This is a genomic window from Lentibacillus amyloliquefaciens (assembly GCF_001307805.1).
Taxonomy (GTDB): Bacteria; Bacillota; Bacilli; order Bacillales; family Amphibacillaceae; genus Lentibacillus; species Lentibacillus amyloliquefaciens.
In genome coordinates, this window is record NZ_CP013862.1 from 3,323,478 (window position 1) to 3,345,240 (window position 21,763).

20 protein-coding genes and 1 pseudogene are annotated in these 21,763 nt (G+C 43.0%); 17 read left to right on the top strand and 4 right to left on the bottom strand.

Annotation, left to right across the window (positions count from 1 at the left end; all coding sequences use genetic code 11):
• Positions 1-150: 150 nt before the first annotated feature.
• The 14 genes and pseudogenes from AOX59_RS16600 (at position 151) to AOX59_RS16660 (ending at position 12,653) form a co-directional block, all read left to right on the top strand.
• Positions 151-1,869, top strand: a complete 1,719-nt coding sequence (locus AOX59_RS16600; protein WP_237049298.1) for a sigma-54 interaction domain-containing protein — start codon at positions 151-153, stop codon at positions 1,867-1,869.
• A 28-nt stretch (positions 1,870-1,897) separates the two neighbouring features.
• Positions 1,898-2,236, top strand: a complete 339-nt coding sequence (locus tag AOX59_RS16605; protein ID WP_335338791.1) for a (2Fe-2S)-binding protein — start codon at positions 1,898-1,900, stop codon at positions 2,234-2,236.
• Complete coding sequence (locus tag AOX59_RS16610) at positions 2,229-2,567, top strand: (2Fe-2S)-binding protein (RefSeq protein WP_068447162.1); 339 nt, start codon at positions 2,229-2,231, stop codon at positions 2,565-2,567. Before AOX59_RS16605 ends, AOX59_RS16610 begins: the two co-directional genes overlap by 8 nt.
• Positions 2,560-3,771: an NAD(P)/FAD-dependent oxidoreductase gene (locus AOX59_RS16615; protein ID WP_068447166.1), complete on the top strand. Its 1,212-nt coding sequence runs from the start codon at positions 2,560-2,562 to the stop codon at positions 3,769-3,771. The genes AOX59_RS16610 and AOX59_RS16615 overlap by 8 nt, the downstream gene beginning before the upstream one ends.
• 247 nt (positions 3,772-4,018) lie before the next feature.
• Entirely contained in the window at positions 4,019-4,561 is a 543-nt protein-coding gene (locus tag AOX59_RS16620; protein WP_068447168.1) for a DUF7713 domain-containing protein, read from the top strand.
• A gap of 116 nt (positions 4,562-4,677) precedes the next feature.
• Positions 4,678-5,037, top strand: coding sequence for a hypothetical protein (locus AOX59_RS16625; RefSeq protein WP_068447170.1), 360 nt, complete (start codon positions 4,678-4,680; stop codon positions 5,035-5,037).
• A 517-nt stretch (positions 5,038-5,554) separates the two neighbouring features.
• Positions 5,555-5,902: pseudogene (locus tag AOX59_RS16630) on the top strand (DnaD domain protein); the annotation flags it as partial.
• Positions 5,903-6,245: 343 nt separating this feature from the next.
• Positions 6,246-6,410 carry a hypothetical protein gene (locus tag AOX59_RS19840; protein WP_156418738.1) on the top strand — a complete coding sequence of 55 codons (165 nt, stop codon included), beginning with the start codon at positions 6,246-6,248 and terminating at the stop codon, positions 6,408-6,410.
• Positions 6,411-6,455: 45 nt separating this feature from the next.
• The gene (locus AOX59_RS16635) at positions 6,456-7,349 is read left to right on the top strand and encodes a glycine betaine ABC transporter substrate-binding protein (protein ID WP_068447174.1); all 894 of its coding nucleotides are present in this window, start codon (positions 6,456-6,458) and stop codon (positions 7,347-7,349) included.
• Between the two features lie 156 nt (positions 7,350-7,505).
• Positions 7,506-9,242, top strand: a complete 1,737-nt coding sequence (locus AOX59_RS16640; protein ID WP_068447176.1) for a serine hydrolase domain-containing protein — start codon at positions 7,506-7,508, stop codon at positions 9,240-9,242.
• A 492-nt stretch (positions 9,243-9,734) separates the two neighbouring features.
• Positions 9,735-10,292 (top strand): GbsR/MarR family transcriptional regulator, encoded by a 558-nt coding sequence (locus AOX59_RS16645; protein ID WP_068447179.1) that lies wholly within the window; start codon positions 9,735-9,737, stop codon positions 10,290-10,292.
• A complete protein-coding gene (locus AOX59_RS16650; protein ID WP_068447183.1) occupies positions 10,285-11,178 on the top strand; it encodes a beta-keto acid cleavage family enzyme in 894 nt (297 codons plus the stop codon). Before AOX59_RS16645 ends, AOX59_RS16650 begins: the two co-directional genes overlap by 8 nt.
• 1 nt (position 11,179) lies before the next feature.
• Positions 11,180-12,148, top strand: a complete 969-nt coding sequence (locus tag AOX59_RS16655; protein WP_068447185.1) for a 3-hydroxyacyl-CoA dehydrogenase NAD-binding domain-containing protein — start codon at positions 11,180-11,182, stop codon at positions 12,146-12,148.
• Between the two features lie 34 nt (positions 12,149-12,182).
• The gene (locus AOX59_RS16660) at positions 12,183-12,653 is read left to right on the top strand and encodes a thioesterase family protein (protein ID WP_068447187.1); all 471 of its coding nucleotides are present in this window, start codon (positions 12,183-12,185) and stop codon (positions 12,651-12,653) included.
• Positions 12,654-12,835: 182 nt separating this feature from the next.
• Here the strand turns inward: AOX59_RS16660 and AOX59_RS16665 are convergent, their stop codons facing one another.
• Positions 12,836-14,290 carry an NADP-dependent glyceraldehyde-3-phosphate dehydrogenase gene (locus AOX59_RS16665; protein WP_068447188.1) on the bottom strand — a complete coding sequence of 485 codons (1,455 nt, stop codon included), beginning with the start codon at positions 14,288-14,290 and terminating at the stop codon, positions 12,836-12,838.
• A gap of 322 nt (positions 14,291-14,612) precedes the next feature.
• On the opposite strand from AOX59_RS16665, the gene AOX59_RS19845 reads away from it, so the two are divergent.
• Positions 14,613-14,771, top strand: a complete 159-nt coding sequence (locus AOX59_RS19845) for a hypothetical protein (RefSeq protein WP_156418739.1) — start codon at positions 14,613-14,615, stop codon at positions 14,769-14,771.
• A gap of 177 nt (positions 14,772-14,948) precedes the next feature.
• Here AOX59_RS19845 and gabR read toward each other — a convergent pair whose 3' ends face one another.
• Entirely contained in the window at positions 14,949-16,361 is a 1,413-nt protein-coding gene (gene gabR / locus AOX59_RS16670) for a MocR-like transcriptional regulator GabR (RefSeq protein ID WP_068447190.1), read from the bottom strand.
• A 178-nt stretch (positions 16,362-16,539) separates the two neighbouring features.
• On the opposite strand from gabR, the gene AOX59_RS16675 reads away from it, so the two are divergent.
• Positions 16,540-17,907, top strand: coding sequence for an aminotransferase family protein (locus tag AOX59_RS16675; protein WP_237049299.1), 1,368 nt, complete (start codon positions 16,540-16,542; stop codon positions 17,905-17,907).
• 58 nt (positions 17,908-17,965) lie between these two features.
• Entirely contained in the window at positions 17,966-19,372 is a 1,407-nt protein-coding gene (locus AOX59_RS16680) for an APC family permease (protein WP_068447193.1), read from the top strand.
• 281 nt (positions 19,373-19,653) lie between these two features.
• Here AOX59_RS16680 and AOX59_RS16685 read toward each other — a convergent pair whose 3' ends face one another.
• Both AOX59_RS16685 and AOX59_RS16695 read right to left on the bottom strand, forming a co-directional pair.
• On the bottom strand, positions 19,654-20,010 hold the full coding sequence (locus tag AOX59_RS16685; protein WP_068447194.1) for a SpoIIAA family protein: 357 nt from the start codon (positions 20,008-20,010) through the stop codon (positions 19,654-19,656).
• Positions 20,011-20,442: 432 nt separating this feature from the next.
• Positions 20,443-21,669 carry a dicarboxylate/amino acid:cation symporter gene (locus AOX59_RS16695; RefSeq protein ID WP_068447198.1) on the bottom strand — a complete coding sequence of 409 codons (1,227 nt, stop codon included), beginning with the start codon at positions 21,667-21,669 and terminating at the stop codon, positions 20,443-20,445.
• Positions 21,670-21,763: the final 94 nt, after the last annotated feature.

Genomic DNA, 21,763 nt, shown 5'->3' on the forward strand with positions numbered 1-21,763 from the left:
TTTTAAAGCGGTTTCATAAGTTAAACATGCAAATTTTATGCCAATAATAAAAATGCTGTATAATTTAAAATAATATTGCAACTAATACATATTTGTGTAAAAATAATTTAAAAGTGTAAAGGAATTTATACAGTTTAAGGAGATGTCGTTATGTTTTTTCCAAACTTTATAAATATCGAACAGATGATTAATAAAGACTTTGTCTTGTTACATGACAACAGTTTATCGGAAGATGATTTGGAAATTGTTGTAGAAAAGGAATATCCAAAATGTGTTTTTCTGCAGAGTAATCAAAATATCTCATTACTGAGTCGTTTAAGGGAAGGCGAAGGAATACGTTATTTGTCTTGTAAAAATATTTCAAATCATGCAGAGATATCTCATGTACTGGAAGAACTGAAAGATTATCCGTGCATAATTGTAAGCGATAACAATAGACAACCCATTGGTTACTTAACCTCACGGGAATTATCCAAAAAACTGTATACGTCTTATCAATATTTACACACGTATATTGAAACGATTTTGGATACAATTGATGAATCCTGTACTGTTGTTGATCGTGATAAAAATGTCTTGGTTTGGACAAAAGGGGCGGAACAGGTTTTTTCCGTTAAAAGGGAAGAAATAATTGGAAAGCCGATTACAGACTTTTTTAGAATGGATCGTTTGGAACTTTTAAACACTTTAAAGGATGGGACTTCTGTTTATCACAACCAGCATAAAGCCCGTGATAATCAAGTGGTGTTAATTAATTCAAATCCGGTTTATTGTGATGAAGATATGATAGGTGCAGTGGTATCGGAGACGGATATAACAAGTCAGATCAAATTGAATAAAGAGTTGTACAATGCTTCAGAACGTTTATTTAACCTGGAAAAAGAAGTAAGTAAGTTAACGTCGACGAACGATCCATTCATTAAAATACGAGGTAACAGTAAGCCGTTGCAAAGAACAATTAATAAGTTTAAAAAAGCTGCATCCACTGATGCGAATATCCTGATAGACGGTGAAAGCGGTGTTGGGAAAGAATTATTTGCAAAAGCGGTACACTCCATACGGGAGACAGAAAATGCTCCGTTTGTAGCTATTAACTGCGGCGCCATCCCGGAGGCTTTATTTGAGAGTGAAATTTTCGGTTATGAGAAAGGTGCTTTTTCTGGTGCTGATACCAAAGGAAAGAAGGGAAAGGTAGAACTCGCAAAAAATGGCACATTGCTTCTGGATGAAATCGGGGAAATGCCACTGGATATGCAAGTGAAAATGTTGCGGCTGCTGCAGGAAAATAAATTTTATTCAGTTGGTGGTACAAAGGAAAAAGAAGGTGATTTCAGAGTAATCGCAGCAACGAATCAGGATTTACTGTCAATGGTCAAAGAAGGGAAGTTCAGAGAGGATTTGTATTATCGGTTAAATGTTGTAAGTATTGAAGTGCCACCACTACGGAAGCGTCCTGAAGATATTATAGAATTAACTCATTATTACCTGCATGAGGTTTCGATTAAGTATAATCAACCGATTCATGGTATTTCACAGAAAGTTATGCAGGTGATGCTTAAGTATGAATGGCCGGGCAATATTCGGGAATTAAAAAATGTTGTGGAACGGCTTGTTGTATTCTCGGAAAATGGTGAAATAAAAATGGACGATTTACCGTTTGAAACAGATACAGCAAAACGAACTAACAATTTATCAATATTCCATGAAAGTAACGGTCGATCGTTAAACGAAAAGCTCCAGGAAGTCGAAAAGGAAGTGATTTTAAAAGAATTGGAAAAGACAGACGGAAATAAAGCAGTATGTGCCGAAAATCTCCATATAACAAGAGCAACACTTTATAACCGGTTAAAAAAACTAGGAATTAATTAAAAAATCACGCTGATAGTGCTATAAAATGATGTATATTTCATTTTTGGCACTATTTTTGCATGTGTCAAATAGAGATAAAAAAGGAGTGGTGAGATTGGCTGACAAAGATACAATAATTTGCAGATGTGAGGAAGTGACATACCAGGATTTAATAGACACCGCTTCCAAATATAAATGCTCTGCAAGGGAATTAAAACTTCGTACCAGAGCATCGATGGGATACTGCGGAGGCAGGACATGCCGGAACATTGTCGATAAGGCAGTCTCGAATGTGAAGGATAAAAATCGGGAACAGGTATCCTTGAAATACCAACCTCCGGTAAGACCTATACAATTTAGAGATTTAGGAGGGTGGAAGAATGAGTGAACGTATTTACGATCACCCAGTTCTCGGAGCTTTAAAAGAGAATGAATATGTCACGTTTTCTTTTAACGATGAAGAGTATAAAGGGTTAAAAGATGAATCACTTGCTGCAGCACTTCTGGCGAACGGGATAAGAACTTTACGCCATCATGAGGAAACTGGAAGACCGCGTGGTGTTTACTGTAACATCGGGCATTGTTTTGAATGCCGAGTAAAAGTTAATGGCAAATCTGGTGTGCGTGCATGTTTAACCCCCCTTAAGGAAGGGATGGTTGTGGAAAGCGGCGGAAAGCTCCCGACACCTGTTAGAGATTGGAGGGCTGAAAATGAATGATGTAATTATTATCGGGGCTGGACCAGCAGGTTTATCAGCAGCGATTACATGTGCTAAAAATGGATTAAGTTCATTGGTAATTGATGAATACCTAAAACCAGGAGGAAGACTATTAGGACAGCTATATGAAGAGCCAAGTGGATTTTGGTGGAACGGCATTAAGGAATCTGAAAGTTTATATCAAGAGGCAATTGAATTAGATGTACAAATACAGTTAAATACATCTGTACACAATATAGAAAAAGAAAATAATTATTGGATTATATACACAGAGACGGGGATAATTTATTCCGAGCAGTTATTACTGGCAACAGGAGCTGCTGAATCACCAATCCCAGTACCGGGATGGACACTTCCAGGTGTGATGTCTGTTGGCGCAGCCCAAGTGATGACCAATGTTCATCGCATTAAACCCGGAGAACGCGGGGTTATTATTGGTGTAAATGTTCTTTCAGCAGCAATTGCTATGGAACTGCAGCTTGCCGGAGTGAAAGTGGCCAGTCTTACATTGCCCAAAATGAATAAGGTGACTCAAGATGCAGCACAGCCGGGTGAAGTTTTGGATTCTCTCCTTCATGTATCCCATATGGCCCCTTCAAAGGTTATTCGTTTCGGCAGTAAATTAATGAATAATGATGTAATGAAAAAAATAGGTGTATCGTTTTATCCGAAGCAGGGCTTTAAAATGTGGGATATCCCGATTCAACTTCGTAAAGCAGTCATCGAGATATGTGGCGAAGAAGCTGTAACCGGTGTTAAAATCGCAACAATATCTGCAAATGGTGAAGTTGTAAAAGGTAGTGAAGAGCATATTGACTGTGATTTTATATGTATTGCCGGTGGTTTATATCCCTTGACTGAGTTAGCAGCAGTTGCCGGATGCCCGTTTTATTTAGTAGAAGAATTAGGTGGTTATGTGCCATTACACAATGAACAGATGGAAACGCCAATTGAAAACCTGTACGTGGCAGGAAATATTACAGGAATTGAAGGTGCTAAAGTTGCAATTAAACAGGGTGTTATAGCCGGTTTAACCATTTCTGGAAATGCAGGTGTGAGCGGTTTAACACAGGAAATACGACGTGCTATAAAGTTGACGGAACAGACGCGGGATAATGCATATATTCAGTTTCATCCAGATGTGAAGAAAGGTCGGAAAGCAATTCAGGAAAAATGGAAAGATTGCATGAGCACGGCACCATAATAAGCTTTTGGTCCTAGGTGCCTAGTCACCACCCGAATTTTGTCATTGTATGTCGAATAAAATTATTGTGTGGAAGCTACTGGTTAGTATAAACTGGTGGCTTTTTTGTTCCAGGTGAAATGGTCATCCAGAAAGTAAGTGAAATATTTCTTAGTTTATGCCAGAATAAGCACATAGGTTAAGGTATTTCTTTTTCGCCGATCCTTCCACGGAATTTGCGAAATAAATAACTTAAAGGAATGATTCCATGAACATATGTGACCGATGTGGCAGCGCACATGCCAAAATCTTATTAACAAAAGGAACGGGACAGGAAAGCCTTTGTATAGACTGCTCCAACGAGATGGTATCAACTGAACTAGGTGTTGATTTGGAAGAACAGCCTGAATCAATTGTGTTGAAAGATCCTAAAGGTATAACGCGTTATTTCAAGGTCGAACAAAAATTATTTCACATGGGTATTCGCCTGCAAGCTGAGGAAGCTATTGAATATGGATATCAGTTTGCGATTCATGGGGAATTGGATTGTGATCAAAAGCAATTATTCCAAGAACTGGCTGACAAAGTTAAAGACGGCCTCGCCCGACAATATATAGAACAGGGAATATTTCCGAATGATCAGGCTTACCAGACGATAGTTGATGATGAACTTGTCGGACGGATTGAATATAACGAAAATGATCCGGATGTTCCACTTATTATAATCGATGGGAAGCCCTACACATGGGAAGAAGTCGGAAAAATGATGACGAGTTACGAAGGCTTTCAGTTTCATTTAAAGATTTTTTGATATAACGGATGAGATTGATTCAGACATAAATATACATGAGTTAGATAACATTTTTCTCAAAAGGGTATATAATAAAGTGTAAACATAAATAATAATGAACAAGCGAGGTGACCATCATGGTGAAAAGTACAAGGCTTTTACTGTATGAGGATTATTATAAAAGGTTGGAAAAACAAATCGAATATCTCTCCCATGGTGGTACAGATTACCGCCTTAAAACAGCGGAATTGTCACTCCTGGTCGCCAATAAAATGAAACAAGTTTCTCCTTTTTTGCATCTTGAACAAACAGAAAACATCGTTTCCCACCATCTTCCAAATCTTGATAACGAACGACTGCATGATGTAACAAAAATGCTTTATGTAAATGCAAAAGAACTAGAAAAAAGCGTAGAAAAGTCTGATGTTTTTAAAGATTTGGTAGATAAAAGAATGAAAAATAAAAAACCGATAAGATTGGTGAAAGTGAAAAATTAGGTCTGGATGCCTGTTACCATCCTTTATGTCGAATGATTTATTGTATAGGAGCCGCTGGTTCGGATAGAGCTGGTGGCTTTTTTGTGGTTAATAAAGAATGTATTCATTTTGTTCAGGGTGGGAGCTCCTTTGGTTTGGGTGATTGTCACTTCCCGAATTAGTCAACGCGAGCAAGAAACTGGTGGGGACGCGTGGTAGAAGTGTGAAGTTGCGCGAGAAATCGTTCGACATGGGCGGGAGCGAGAGTGATATGGGCGGCAAGTACAGCAACATGGGCGCGAAGTCATTCAACATGGGCGGCAGCAAGACACCATGGGCGCGAAAACATCCAACATGGGCGGCAACAAGACACCATGGGTTGCAGTACAGTCAACATGGGAGGAAGCGTTCAGTTTGCCCCGCCCATACGGCGAAGTATTTTTAAAGTCCTCATATTTCCCTTCACATTACCGAACATTTGTTCAATGATGTCGGTGAAGATCTCGTTCTTGATGCCATGAAATGAGCACTTGAGTGCGGCAAGGGCAACTGGAGGTATGTGAAAGGCATTCTGCAAGCCTGGGCGAAGAAGGGCATCACCAGCATTACAGCAGCACGCGCAGAAGAAGCGGCTTTTTGCAGGAGCCGCCATGGTTATGGGCGGAAATTTTCGTATGCCATCGGAAAAGAGGAGGTCGTACCGTACTGGTTCAAAGAGCAAAAGCTTAAAGTGAAACGAAAGCAGAAGCAGGAAAGGGAACCGCGTGATTTGGATGCTGAGCGGGAGCTGTTCGATGCGAGCGACAGAGGCATTCCATTCGAGCGGCAGCCCAGTCAACTCGAGCGAGATCAAACACAAATCGAGCGGGATTATCGACCAGACTGACAGCCATATCAACCGGACTGGGTATGTTACATGTCTCTCTGTTCGAGTGGATGTTGCCGTAACATACTTGACTCAAAATTAATAAACGAGCATTTTCGAGGAATAACTAGAAATTTTGAAAAAGCACGCGATAAAATCTATGCAATTAAAACTTTATAGATTTTTCGTGCTGCATGGATTATATAAAGGTTTGATTTCTATTATCATTTGAATTACTCTTTAAAAGGATCTTGTTAGAATTCGTTCTTACATCGATTGAAATTGATTTTCTGATGTCTATGGGAATAGATTTGCATTGTTAATAATCGATTAAGTAACGAGAGTATGTATAAACAAGGGGGAAGTGAAATGGGATTATGAAAAGAGCTTTGGGATAATATTCTCCATGACTGAAAGAAATAGGGATGGGGATATTATTTATAAAGTCATTATCTTTATTGAGGAGAAGATGAAGGCATATATCGGAAAACTCATCCTTACAAGAGGTTGTTCAAAAATCCGGCCATGAAGTCATGATCGGGCTGACAATAAATTATATGTTAGGAGATTACAAATGAAGAAAACACTATTTATTCTAATCACAATTTTATTTTCAATAGCCATGTATGGTTGCTCATCAAGTGGTGATACAGATAATGCAGGTGATACAGGAAGTGAGGACAAACCAACATTAACGTTTGGTGTCACAAACTGGACAAGTACCGTTCCACCAACGAAAATAGCTGGCAAAATCTTAGAAAACATGGGTTACAAAGTAGAAGAAACAAATGCCGATGCTGGCAGTGTTTATACGGGTATGTCAAATGGTGATATTGATATATTTATGGATTCGTGGTTTCCGGCACAAAGACAATATATTGAAGAGTATTCTGATTCAATCGAAAGTATTGGCGTCAGTTATGACAATGCAAATTCCGGAATGGTTGTTCCTAAGTATATGGAGGATATCAACGACGTTTCAGATTTAAAAGGCAATGAAGATTTAGTCAATAATGAAATGTTTGCCATTGGCGCGGGTGATCCGGCCATGCAGGACATGAAAAAAGTTATCGATTTTTACAATTTGGATATTGAAATGACCAATTCCTCAGAAGCAGCTATGCTGGCAGCTGCTGAAGCAGAAATGGAAGAGGAAAACCCTGTTTTGTTTTATGGATGGCGTCCGCATTCAATGTTTGATAAATATGATTTAAAAATACTGACAAATAAAGAAGCAACAGAGGAGAAAGGACTGTTTGATGCGAGTACTATTAATGTGATTGCCAATAAAGGATTGGAAGAGAAAGCACCAGAGGCATTCCAGTTTTTAAGCAACTGGAGTATATCCATGGAAGACATGGAACAAATGATAGCTGAAATTGATGGTGGTGCGAATCCCGATGAAGTCGCACAAGAGTGGATTGATAACAATCAAGATAAAATTGAGGAAATGAAAAACGGCAATTAAGTTTGTTTAATCAGATTTTCCATTTGCGTCATTCGGTCATGATATGACGGTCAAGTGCTTTGCTTGACCGTCAGTTTCTTGACCCTGTAATGGAACGAATCTTTATTGATAATCAACTTTTATGATTAGACACAGACAAGAGAGGACCATGAAATCATGAAAATAGCTAACGATCCAATCATGTGGCAAGAACTCATCGAGGGAACGGAAGTCAGTGGCTTAACACAGAATTATATGTTCGCAGCTCCTGATAACGCTCAAGACCCTTCGACGGAATTTGAAGGTACTTTGAAGCTTGAGGGTACACAAATGGGTATGAACCCGGAGCCCGGCATGAACAACGTACGCGGTAAAGATATTACCTTTTTCCCGGACGTGTCTTTAGAATTTTTTACTGTGGATGACAAACATCTGGTTCCTGTGACGCAGGATGTCATCCCAAATGGCACGTTGGAAAAAACAAAAAGCTACTGGGATATCATTGTTCAACCGGGGCGCGTTTGGCGTAACGTTGACCAGGATAACGGCTGGAATCGTGCGTCATTTCCATTTTCTCTCGTCAATCGCTTTGAAGGAGAAACGCATATTGGAATCGCTATGTTTCTTTATAAAGAAGATAACGTGTCACATGTCCGGTTTCAAATCGTTGCACAGACAGGTCCCTTCGATGTATCGGGCTATTTCAACGCCTGGGGGGTTACGAAGGCATCATATAAGCCGGGTGGAATTGATAACCTGGAGAATCATAAAAATGTTTATCGTCTTCATCTCGAAAACCGCTTTCCAACCGCACCGCTCAATGAATTAAAACAAAAGGTCGGGGACAATCATTTAGCGGCATTTAATGGGGCAACAAACAAAGCGGAGGAAGAAAACGTTCTCCAGACCGGTCTACTCTATGAGGGAGTGCTCTATCGATCGCCTTGCCAGTTCGCTGCCGGTTCATTTCCATATGGCGATGACATTCGTTATGGTGTTTGGTCAGTGACTAAAAGTGCGAAGATGAACGTTGCGATGTTACGTTTAGCTGAGAAGTACGGGCGTGGCTTGCTTGATGAGAAGATCGCTGACTATATACAAATCCCGGAATCACAAAAAGAGTGGGATGATGTCACTTACCTGGATATGGCTAACATGGCTTCAGGACGCGGGGCCACCACTGATGATCCAACATGCTATTTGTGTGATTACCACCGGTGGTATTTAGCGCCGTCAAAGAATGAAAAGGTTGCGGAAGCATTGGACTACCCACGGGTATGGGAGCCCGGAACGATGTACAACTATCGTGATCAAGATGCATTCCTTCTTGGCGTTGCGCTTGAAGCGTACCTCAAGAGTAAGGAGGGGGAGGACGCCACTTTGGGGCAGATGCTTAAGAAAGAAGTATACGAACCAATTGGTATTTACTACGCACCAGGAAATGACACCATCGAGGGTAACGGCTCATCCGGGCACCCCAGAATGGATTTCGGTTATCACGCGACACTGGATGACTTGGCTAAAATCGCTTTGCTTTATGAAAAGCGCGGTAACTGGAATGGCACCCAGATATTAAATCGCCAGTTGGTGGACAGCATATTGCCCAAACAAAATCCGTCTGATTTAGCCATTCCAAAGGGAGCGAAGAATGCGTTTGGACCTAAATATTATGCCATGAGTTGGCACATTGAGCCTTATCGAACATGTGAAGGACGTAAGCTTTACCTGCCAAATATGAAGGGGTATGGCGGCAATCTTGTTACGCTCATGCCCGGCCATGTGGTCGGGTTGCGAATGGCAAACACCTTAACATTTTCGGATTGGAATGACTTTGAATCTACGGTGCCCCAGGCGAGAGTGGGGGAGCAGCTTGTATCTTTTTGCGAGGGTAGTGACAAAAACGACAACGATTAGTGCGTTTGCTGCAGCCCAGGAATTTGGGACAAAAGCAATTTATTAAAGAAGAATCCGAACTAACAAAAAATTGAGGTTAGTGCATATAACCCGCTCCGGAAATATACTTCGCTTTCCACGGGCGGCTGGTGAGCCTCCTCGAACTCCGTTCTGCGGGGTCTCACCTATGCCTTTGTTCCCGTAGGAGTCTTCGTATATTTCCTCCGCTGAAGCAATTTATTGTTCGTCTTTAGATTTGATCGTTTTAGTTATGTCCCAGAAGCCTAACGGAATGAACAAAAAACAACATAAACTATGTTGCGAACTTAGCCTTTGTTCCCCTGCAATCAGTGGGGGAAGAAAGAACCTCCCACTGATTCACTTGATAAGAATTATATGTCATATACGCCTGTTTTCGTCGGATTATTCGATTATAGACAGTCACAGGCTGTTTCGGTTTTGGGAAATAGTGTGATAGGCTTCAGTCAAGATGGTTGGAAAAGGATGGTCGGAATGGAAAATAATACTGAACGAATTGATGAAGTCAGGACGCAATTCATTGAGAAAATAACAGACAATATGAATGCCTTTGGTGCTCCTAAAAGTGTCGGCCTTGTTCTTGGAATCATTTATATGAACCGGGAGCCGATGACGCTGGATGAGTTGTCCGTTGAAACAGGGATGAGCAAAACACGGATGAGTCAGGTTGTCCGGGAAATGATTGAGATGAATATCACTGAACGTGTTTTTAAAAAAGGTGTCCGGAAAGATCTGTACCAAGTTGAAGAAGATTATTATCAGACGTTCATCTCACTCTTTACATCCACTTGGCAAAAGGCCATTAACCGGAGCCGTCACTTTGAACAGCGTCTGAAGAAGAAACTGGACGAGCTTCAAAATCAGCCGGATTTGACGGAAGCGGATGAACAAGCGATTAATAATTTGCTGGCAGAACTTCATGAATGGAAGGAATATTATGATTGGATACGCCGTGTAGCTCACTTTTTTGAAAGCGGCGAAATATTTGAGCATGTACCTAAGAAACGAACAGGAGGAGATTTAAATGAGTAAAAAGATAATTCTTTCAGCAGCGTTGACGGGCGCAGGAGATACGACATCCAAAAATCCGGATGTTCCGGTAACGCCAAAAGAGATTGCAGACTCGGCTATTAAGGCAGCGAAGGCCGGGGCTACGATTGCCCACATTCATGTGCGTGACCCTGAGACAGGCGGGTTGAGCCATGATGTCAATTTGTTTCGTGAGACAGTCGAGCGAATCCGTGAATCAGACACAGATGTCATTATTAATATCACGTCAGGTGGCGGCGGTGACTGGGTTCCGAGTGAAGACGATCCGACAAGAGGCGGTGAAGGAACAGATATCCAGACACCGGAAGAGCGTCACGAGCCGGTTGGAGAGCTTCTTCCGGAAATGTGCACGTTGGACTGCGGCAGTACCAACTTTGGCAATATGCTGTATGTCAGCCCGACAGACTGGCTCCGCCGGCAGGCTAAGCTCGTCCAGGAAAGCGGCGTCAAACCGGAATTGGAATGCTTTGACACAGGCCATGTGCGTTTTGCGAATCAATTGATTAACGAAGGCTTGATTGACGGTGACCCGCTGTATCAATTCTGTCTTGGTATCCCGTGGGGAGCGGCAGCTGATGCTGAAACGCTGTCTTATTTGAAGAGTCGTATCCCGGAAAACGGCAGATGGGCAGCTTTTGGAATCGGCCGGATGCAAATGCCAATTGTTGCCGAATCGATACTTCAGGGCGGTAATATCCGTGTCGGCCTTGAAGACAACATGTACTTGAAAAAAGGCCAGCTGGCAACAAATGAACAGCTCGTTGACAAGGCTGCCGGTATTGTTGAAACCCTTGGATCCGATATTATGACACCAGCGGAAGCACGGGAAGAATTGAACTTACTAAACCCATACGGAAAGGAAGACTAACATGACGACAGCACCATCGATTAACCAAGTGACCGTTGTCGGGACAGGTGTCATCGGCAACGGCTGGATCACACGATTTTTGGCCAATGGCTTCCGTGTGGTTGCATCAGACCCTGATCCGGAGGCTGAGGCACGCACACGTGACGCGGTAGAACGTGCGTGGCCGTCCATGGAAAAAATGGGATTGGAAGAAGGGGCTTCACGGGATAATCTTTCGTTTGAGCCAGACCTGGCCAAAGCACTGGCTGAAGCCGATTTCATCCAGGAAAATGTTCCGGAACGCGAGGAACTAAAGCGCGGTGTGATTGCATCAATTGATAAATATGCCCCGAAAGAAGCGGTGATTGGCTCCAGTACATCCGGTATTCTGCCCAGTACATTGCAGGCGGATTGTGCGCATCATCCGGAACGCGTGATCGTAGCGCATCCGTTTAACCCTGTTTACCTCATGCCGCTTGTGGAGCTTGTGGGCGGTGAGAATACCGATGATCGTTTTGTGGAAAAGGCTAGACAATTTTACGAACAAATGGATATGAAACCGCTCGTTGTTCGCCAGGAAATTGAAGGACATATTGCCGACCGGCTCATGGAAGCAATCTGGCGCGAATCACTGCACATCGTCAATGATGGTGCAGCAACAACCGAGGAAGTTGACGCCTCAATCGTGTATGGACCGGGTCTGCGCTGGGCACTGATGGGACCATTTATGACGTTGCATATGGGCGGCGGAAAACAAGGAATGCGCCATCTTCTGGAACAATTTGGTCCAGCTCTGAAACTGCCATGGACCAAGCTGGAAGCACCGGAATTGACTGATGAGTTGTCAGAAAAAATCGTGACCGGCTCTGAAGCGCAGACCGGTGATGTGGAGATGGAAAAACTGGAGGAACGCCGGGATGCGTTTTTAATTGAACTCCAGCAGCTGTTGGAAAAATACTGGCCAAGTGCCAATTTATCAGGAAGTATGTAAGTTTAATCAGATAGTGAGCGAAAGGAGGACTCCAATGAGCAATGCTAAAGTAATTATTCAGCATGAGGTGCCTGAGGAATGGATTGATTATAATGGACATATGAATGATGCCGAATATTTCCGTGCTTTCAGCTGGGGTGTTGACTACTTCATGAATTTGATCGGCATGACAGATGAATTTCGCGAACAACATAGGTATACCATTTATACAATGGAAGCTCATGTTTGTTATCTGGATGAAATGAAACTGGGTGAACCGTTTGAAGTCCACATGCAGATGATTGATTATGATGCCAAGCGCACCCATGTATTCTATGAGCTGTTCGGTGATAACGGCAAACGTGCTGCAACAAGTGAACAAATGCTGATGGGTGTCGATCAGAAAAGTGGACGGGCGGCACCATTCCCGGAAGACGTGTTCGCAAAAGTACAAGCGCTTGCTGAAAATCATACACCGGCAGAAAAGCCGAAAGAAGCCGGCCGTGTGATCGGGATTAAACGTTAGGGGGGTCTGTCCCCGCTTAGTAAATCAGTCCCTCATCTGTAACGTATTACCGTGATGAGGGACTGACCCATTCTTGTCCTTGCCGGGACGCATTTTTCTTCATGAGGGACAATTTCGTCCCGATTAATCAAATAAAACGTGCTATCCTTTTTTAGATAACAATGGCTTCGCTTTATTCCTTTTTACCCCTGGGTCATGTTCAAGACGGTTACTTTCTCACGTGTCATCGATTCAATGCTCTTGCGAATGCCTTGCCCCCCAACTCCTGAACTTTTAACACCAAGAAATGGAAAATGATCAGGGCCGCGCTCAGTTTTACCGTTAATTTGCACGGATCCAACTTCCAATTCATTGCCAATCTGGATCGCCTGTTCCATATTTTTTGTGAAAATGCTTGCTTGAAGTCCGTACTCCGATTCGTTTGCGATGTTGATTGCTTCATCCACGCTCTCCACGCGTATCACCGGAATCACCGGTCCGAACGGTTCCTCCCAGGCAATCTGCATATCCTTTGTAACGCTATCAAGCAATGTCGGATAAATCAAGTTTCCTTCGCGTTGATTGCCGCTTGCCACTTCGGCTCCTTTTTCAACCGCATCGTCGATTAATCCGGTAACATAATCGGCCGCTTTGCTGTTGATCAGCGGCGTAACATCGGCACTATCTTCAGGAGCGCCAACTTTCAAACCGTTCATCTTTTCCTTAATTTTTGCAACAAGCTCATCTGCCTTTTCATCCTGGACAAGGACACGTTTAATCGCTGTACAGCGTTGACCGGAATAGGAGAATCCGCCGCTTGCGATATCGGCTGCTGCTTTGTCAAGATCAGCATCTTCAAGAACTATGGCCGGATCTTTGCCGCCGAGCTCAAGAATGAGAGGAACCATTGACGCCTTTTGAGAAATGGATTTACCGGTTTGGGAACCGCCTGTAAAATTAATCAGATCAATCAGGGGGTGTGTAATTAAGTGGTCACCTATTTCCGCCCCTTTTCCTGTCACAAGATTGACGAGACCTGATGGAAGCCCTGCCTTGTCGAGTGCTTCAATCATAAGTGTTCCGCTGATCGCCCCTTGTGTCGCAGGCTTGAAAACGACCGCATTTCCGCCGATCAGCGCCGGTGCAATTTTCGCTGCCGACAAATTGACGGGATAATTGAACGGTGAAATGGCGAGAACGACGCCAATAGGATTCCGATTCACCAGTGCAAACTTATTGGCACTCCCTGCGTTGAAGCTGCCGCCGTTAATTAATTCACCGTGCAGTCTTTTTCCTTCTTCGGCTGTATATTTGATGAAATCGGCTGTTCGGACAACTTCCTTTTCTGCTGAGGAAAGCCCTTTTCCTGCTTCCTTCATGATCGCCTCTGCAATCTCATCTTTCATCAGAAGCAGCTGATCCGCCCAGGAATGAAGGACCTGCGCACGTTCATCGAAAGATTTCCGGGCCCAATTCTTCTGGGCTTCGTTCGCCCCTGATATGGCAGCATTGACTTCACTTTCCGTCATCGCCTGCACTGCCCCCGGGGTTTCAGCGCCGGATGGGGATTCGATCTCAATTGTCCTTTCCGAAGTGGTGTTTTGCCACTCTCCGTTTAACAAAAATGGGTATGCCTTGATAGTCTCTACTTCACTCATTGCATCAATCCTTTCCATTTATTTTTTAAATCTAAGAGGCATGTTTTTCATCATACGTCAGAAAGCGCTAACAAATCAACAGAAAAATTGGAAATAAATGAATTTTTTAAAAATAGAAGGTGTCAATTGTCACGTTGTGGCGAAAGAACTATTAGGTTTGAGTACCTGTCACGGAGCGGCCGACAAGACTGAGAAACTAATAAAAAGAAAAAGAGTGTCACTCTCAGCGTGAAACATGCTGGGCAGGGATTTATCTTGATGCGAGCGGTAGGTGTATCAAGTAGCGTGAAAAATCGTTCAACATGGGCGGGAGCGCGGAAACATGGGCTGGAATCCGTCAACATGGGCCGGAGCACAGAAACATCGGCGGGAAATCATCAACATGGGCCGGAACGATCATGATATGGGCGGGAGCGTGGAAACATGGGCGCGACAGAAGAAACATGGGCCTGGTTTGGATAAAACTGGTGGCTTTTTGTGATTGAGAAAGAATATATTCATTTGTTCAAAGCAACATGTAACGGGAATATTATACGGTTTAATACCCTCCAAACTTCCGCACATCCCTGTCTGCTCCAGTTGTGGTTCGGTAGGTAAGAATTGATGTCTCGGCAGCAACAAAGCCACCAACATGAATTTTGCCGACATCACAAATCGCTCAGTAAATAACACGATATAACCGTTCCACCGCCTCAACTATGTCTTCTTGTTTAATACTGGCAAAACCGATGACGAGCTGAATGTTTTGTGAATCTCTAGTCTTATTTCCCAGCAAGAACCGCTTTATAGTATAGATTTCGAGCTTTTCCCGTTGCGCTTTTTCATCGATTTCTTCATACCTTTTGTCTGTATTAAATTCTGCGAGAAAATGAAGACCGGCCGGTGCATCGTTAATTTTTATCTTGTTCTGAAATCTTAAATAGAGTTCCTTTATTAATTGTTTTCGTTTTTTATTATAATGCTGATTCATTCTTTTAATGTGTTTGGCATATTCACCACTCTGTATAAAATAATGTAACGCATATAAGTGGAGCGAGCTGCACCCTTGTATCCGGTCTGAATAGTTATATTGATACAATTCAAGTAACTTAGGCGGCAATACCATATAACTGATGCGAAAACTTGGCAATAGCGTTTTAGAAAAGGTGCCGAAGTAGATGACACGCTGATTCCGATCGAGGCTTTGCAGGGAGGGAATATTATCCGTACCATACTTAAATTCGCTGTCATAATCATCTTCTATAATATATCTGTCTTCACCCGTGGCAGCCCAATTCAATAATTCAACCCTTCTGGATATAGGCATGATTGTTCCAGTAGGAAACTGGTGTGATGGTGTAATAAACAAAAAATCAGGTTTGGCTGTTTCTATGCCTTTGATATCAATTCCTTCTTTGTCTAATTCAATAGGTGATACGTCACGTTTTTGGCTCTTTAATAATTGATAAATCCGTGAATACCCGGGATTTTCGACAGCTACTTTTCTGTTTGAAGATTGCATAGCCATCAATTGATGAATTAATGGATGAATACCGGTTCCGATAATGATTTGCTCCGGCTCACATGTTACGCCGCGTGTTAAGGCTATCATATCGGAAATGGTCTTTCTGACAGTAAAAGGACCTTGGAAATGGGCGATCTCGGCAAGCTCTGATTTATGCTGCGCAATCGCTTTTTGCTGGCTCTTCATCCACTCATGAAACGGGAACTTGGAATTGTCGGTTTTAATATGAGAAAAAGACAGCCACCCCTTTTGATCACTGAAAGTTTCCTTCAAATGTGCGGGCAAGTCAGGTTCTTTTGCGGAATGAACGTTAACAAAATGCGCAATATTTTCAATGAAATATCCCCTCCGTTCAACTGTATAAATGTACCCTTCAGCAAGTAATTGTTCATAAGCTGCTGCAACTGAATTGATGCTCACTCCCAATTCATTGGATAGTTCTCTTTTGGATGGGAGTTTAGTGCCTGCAGAAACTTTATGATCAAGTATGAATCCCTTAAGTGTTTCATATATTTGTTTATAAATATAATTTGAGTTTTGTCCATTGTCGATATGAAATTTAATCATTTGCAATCACCTGGTGCCATAATTTTTTTAATTCTGGTACTTTTCATTATACCAATAAAATATCATACTAGTCTATAAATTCACATTAAACGGTAAAAGGAGGGCTTTTTTAACTAAGGTAACGATGATATTTTATATGATAATTTGAAAGCGATTACTTATTGAAGGGGAGATACCATTGTCAAAGAATTTAAATGAATTGGATCAGAAACATTTCATTCATCCGACATCCTCTATCCAACAGCAGCAGGAACATGGACCGGCTTACATTTTTGAAAAAGGTGACGGTATTTATTTAACCGATAACAAGGGAGAAACTTATATTGACGCAATGTCTTCTTTATGGAATGTCAACCTCGGTCATGGGCGCAGCGAGTTGGCGGAGGTTGCTAAGGAACAGATGGAAAAACTCGCATTCAGTTCTGCATTCTCAACATTCAGTCACAAACCTGCTATACTGCTTGCGGAAAAAATAGCTTCTATCGCACCAAAAGGATTAAACGCCGTGTTTTTTACCTCAGGTGGCTCTGAGTCGAATGATACGGCCTTTAAACTGGCACGGCACTATTGGAAGCTTAAAGGTAAACCGGAACGCCGGAAAATTATTTCGCGCAAAAAGGCTTATCATGGCGTGGCTGCCGCTTCAACGAGTGCAACGGGCATTCCGCAATTTTGGGACATGGCCGGAACGTTTATGCCGGATTTTGTTCACGCGGAAACGCCATATGAAAAAGGAACAACGGAGGCAATCGAATCGGTGCGTCAGGTGATTGAACAAGAAGGTCCGGAAACGATTACCGCTTTTATCGCTGAACCTGTACAAGGTGCCGGCGGCGTAATCATTCCGCCTGATGACTATTTTCAAGAAGTTCGCAAGCTTTGTGATGAATATGGCATTTTATTCATTGCCGATGAAATTATCACCGGTTTTGGGCGTACGGGAAAAATGTTCGGCATGGAACATTGGAATGTCCAGCCTGACTTAATGACGTTTGCTAAAGGCGTCACCAGTGGCTATATCCCATTTGGCGGGGTTGTTGTCTCAGACGAGATTCATGACATGATGAAAGAAAGATCCACCGGCACGCTGTTCCACGGATTTACGTACAGTGGACATCCTACCGCCAGCGCAGTTGCGTTAAAAAACATTGACATTCTGGAAAATGAAAATCTCGCGGCGAATTCACAAAAGATGGGTAAACGCTTGTTGCAAGGTTTTGAACGAATCAAAAAGGATACGAATATGGTGGGTGACGTTCGGACACTCGGACTCCTTGGGGCTGTGGAACTTGTTAAAGATCCATCCACAAATGAACGCTTTCCTGCTGAATGGAAGGTAGCCGGAAAGGTGATTAATGCGCTATATGACCGCGGCGTCATCTGCCGTCCTGTAACATTCGACAGCACGGACATTATTTGTTTCTCACCGCCATTGATTATCAATGAAGAACAGATTGATACGATGGTTGAAAAGGTTTATGACGCTGTTCTGGCAGTGGAAAAGGAAATTGGCTTAAAAAGATCACCGAACGCTTTTTCAAGTTAATCAATGGTTACGATAAAATTTTACCGAAATGACGAGATAATGATAAGGAGGGTAACCAATGAGTGACCGGAAACTGTTGAGGATTTTGGGCAATAAAGATGTTATCGCGCTTGCTTTTGGCGCAATGATTGGCTGGGGCTGGGTTGTCACAGCTGGTTTATGGGTGACTGAAGCTGGATCATTGGGCGCGATTCTGGCATTCCTTGTCGGCGGTTTGCTGGTGGTTTTGGTTGGGCTGACATATGCAGAATTGGCTTCGGCCTTGCCACTTGCAGGCGGTGAGCTTGTTTATTCATTTAAGGCGATGGGACGGACAGCTTCGTTTATCGCAACATGGGCAGTGATACTCGGCTATGTGTCGGTCATAGCATTTGAAGCAGTTGCGCTGCCAACAGTTTTTGAATATTTGATACCAAATTACAGTCAAGGGCATCTATACACGTTGGCAGGCTGGGATGTTACAGTTACATGGGCAGGAATCGGTATCCTTGGATCAATTATAGTTGCATGGGTCAATTACCGAGGTATTAAGCTAACGTCATCGATTACGGTTATTTTGACCGGGCTAATCCTTGCTGCGGGTATTTTGCTGATTACCGGCGGCACGGTCAGCGGGAATGTCGAAACGATGCAGCCATTTTTTACAACTGGGGCTGCCGGGATTATGTCAGTCATTATTATGACACCGTTTATGTTTGTTGGCTTTGATGTTATTCCACAAGCCGCAGAAGAAATCAATGTGCCGCAAAAGCGAATCGGGCAGTTGCTGATTGCGTCAGTACTTCTTGCTGTGCTTTGGTATGTTGCCGTTATATTTGGAGTCTCCCGGATGTTGAGCCCGGCTGAACTGAACGAATCAAATCTGGTAACGGCAGATGCGATGGCGAAAGCGTTTGGCGATAGTCGGCTGATGGGGAACTTTCTCGTTCTGGGCGGTATTGGAGGTATACTAACGAGCTGGCTCGGTTTTTATGTCGGCGGCAGCCGTGCCATTTACGCCCTTGCCAGAGCTGGTATGCTTCCCAAATCATTGGCGGAATTGCATCCAAAATATAATACACCACATAAAGCTATTTTATTGATTGCCGTTCTGTCCACTGCAGCCCCGTTGCTGGGTCGTCCTGCACTTGAGTGGTTCGTCAATGCGGGTGGACTTGGTCTTGTTGTCGCATGGATGATGGTAGCCATCTCGTTTATTATTCTCCGTAAAAAAGAACCGGAGATGAAGCGCCCGTTCAGGCTTTCCGGCGGGACTTCAATTGGCTGGATCGCCATCGTTATGTCAATTGGCATTGGCATTCTGTATTTGCCGGGCATGCCCTCAGCACTGGTCTGGCCATATGAATGGGTGATTATTGGTGTATGGGCTATACTTGGCTTTGTCCTGTATAAAGTATCAATGGCAAAGTATGGTAAGGAATATGCAAATAAACGTATGAAAGAGGAAATTGACCGGATTGCCTAGGCAGGAGACACGCAATAACTATCTGAAAAGCAGGAAACAACTTTAACAAAGAAGGGAACTCAGGCTGATTCTGCAGGTGTCTAACATTTCTGAAAACAAAAAAATCAAACTGACATGACCATCAAATTGGTGGTCATTTTTTTCTGAAAAGGTTAGGGTGCATTCTCAGGGCTTTGTCATATTATGTCGATAAAGTGTCTGTTGATTTGGTGGCAGTGGGACAGAGGAATGGCTTGTTGTCCCACCTAAGTTCGTGCCGTGACAATGAGTATGTTCCTTTTTTAAGCTTCACGAAGCCATTCTCTTGCTGCTTCCAGTTTTTCCATCGGATACTGGTTTATTTCAACACCCGGTATAAGTTTTTCTATTTTTTCGTTAAGGCCCGCAAACGATTCATCTGCGACAATAGCACTTTTCTTTATGCTTTTCAGGTGAGGAATAATTTTCCATCCCTCCAACATAGCTTTTGGCGTGTTGCCATCGATGTTCTTGAAGATAAATAGGATATTGACAGAATCCTCTTGAAGCTTTTTAGCCTTTAAAGCCTCTTCAAATTTCTGTAAGTCATCCTGTGTCGCTGTACCCTCAGTCGTTACCTCCAAAATCTCACCTTGTGTTTCACCTTTTATTTCCAGCATCTATTTCATCCTTTCATTTTTACCTTTGTACATAGTGTTTCACTTTCAGCGTGAAATGAAACATGCTGGGCAAGGGTTTATCTGATGCGAACGGTAGGCGTATGAAGTTGCGTGAAAAATCGTTCGACATGGGCGGGACGGAAGAAACATGGGCTGAAATCCGTCAACATGGGCGGGAGCACAGAAACATCGCCGGGAAATCATCAACATGGGCCGGAGCGAGCAAGACATGGGCGGGAGCGAGGAAACATGGGCGTCATCCCCCCAACATGACCGACACAACAGGTAACACTGCTGAAGGACGCCTGTCACTTCCCGAGTTTAGCATGTCGTCAGGGAAGTGACAGGCGGAGAATAATAACTTCATACGTTCAAATTTTGGTCCGTTTAGCCTGCAGACACTATTTAGACATCTTTTCATCCTGTAAGTGATTATGCTGAATCCAAATTTTTATCGTCATTATGTTCAGAGTTATTAACATAAAGCGCTGCTGTGGCGTCGCCGGTGATATTTGTTGCGGTTCGGAACATATCCATGAAACGGTCGACACCTGCGATTAACGCGATAGCTTCCAAAGGTAAACCGGTCGTTGTTAGAGCGAGTGTTAACATGATTAACCCGGCTCCCGGCACCCCGGCTGTTCCGATTGAACCTAAGGTCGCGATTAAAACAATCATCATGATTTGTCCAAAAGTCAAATCGATTCCGTACGCTTGTGCGGCAAAAAGCGCTGCTACACCTATATAAAGCGATGTTCCATCCATATTGATAGTCGCGCCTAACGGCAAGACGAAGCTGGATACCTTTTTCGATACACCTATATTATCTTCGGAACATTTTATGGTGACCGGCAAAGTTCCCGAACTGCTTTGCGTGCTGAAGGCCAAAAGGCTTGCCGGAGAAATTCCTTTGAAAAACGTTAGAGGGTTCATTTTTCCAAGCATTTTGACCGAGATGGAATAGGTCAGCGCCACATGTATGATACAGGCGATGGCGACGACCGAAATCAGTTTAATTAAAGGAAGTAAAACGGATAAACCGTATTCTCCGATGATCGGTGCCAATAATCCGAAAATGCCTATTGGAACAAGTCTCATGACAACCCAGGTAATTTTATACATGACTTCTGCAAATCCATCAAAGAAGCGGTACACAGGATCAGCTTTTTCCCCGACCATCGTAATGCCCATACCTAGAAACATTGCAAAGAAGATAATTTGCAAGATATTGCCATTTGTTAATGCGGCCACTGGATTCGTCGGAATGATGTTTAATAAAATACTGATCACACCACCTGTTTCAGTCGTTTCAGGTATATTACCGGAATTGGCAATGGAAGTGTCGACTCCCGCGCCCGGGGTGAACAGAATGCCGGCAATGAGACCGATGCTGACGGCAACAAAAGTGGTCGCCATATAATAAACAATCGTTTTTCCACCAATTCTTCCTAATGTTTTTAAATTCCCGGTACTTGCTACCCCGACCACAAGGGTGGATAGAACCAAAGGGATAATAATAAATTGTATAAGACGCAGAAATAGATCTCCGAACGGCTGAACAAAACTAATGCCAGTCCCAAAAATCATACCGGCAATGATAGCCGCTGCAAAGGCAATCATAATTTGTGTTAATAAACCTATTTTTCTAGTTTTGGCCATGTTAACTCCCCCTCCTTAATTTAGTATTAGTCTCAAGCTGGAAGTCTGTCCGATGAATCATTTTTCGCGACTATTGATTCATAAATATTCTTAG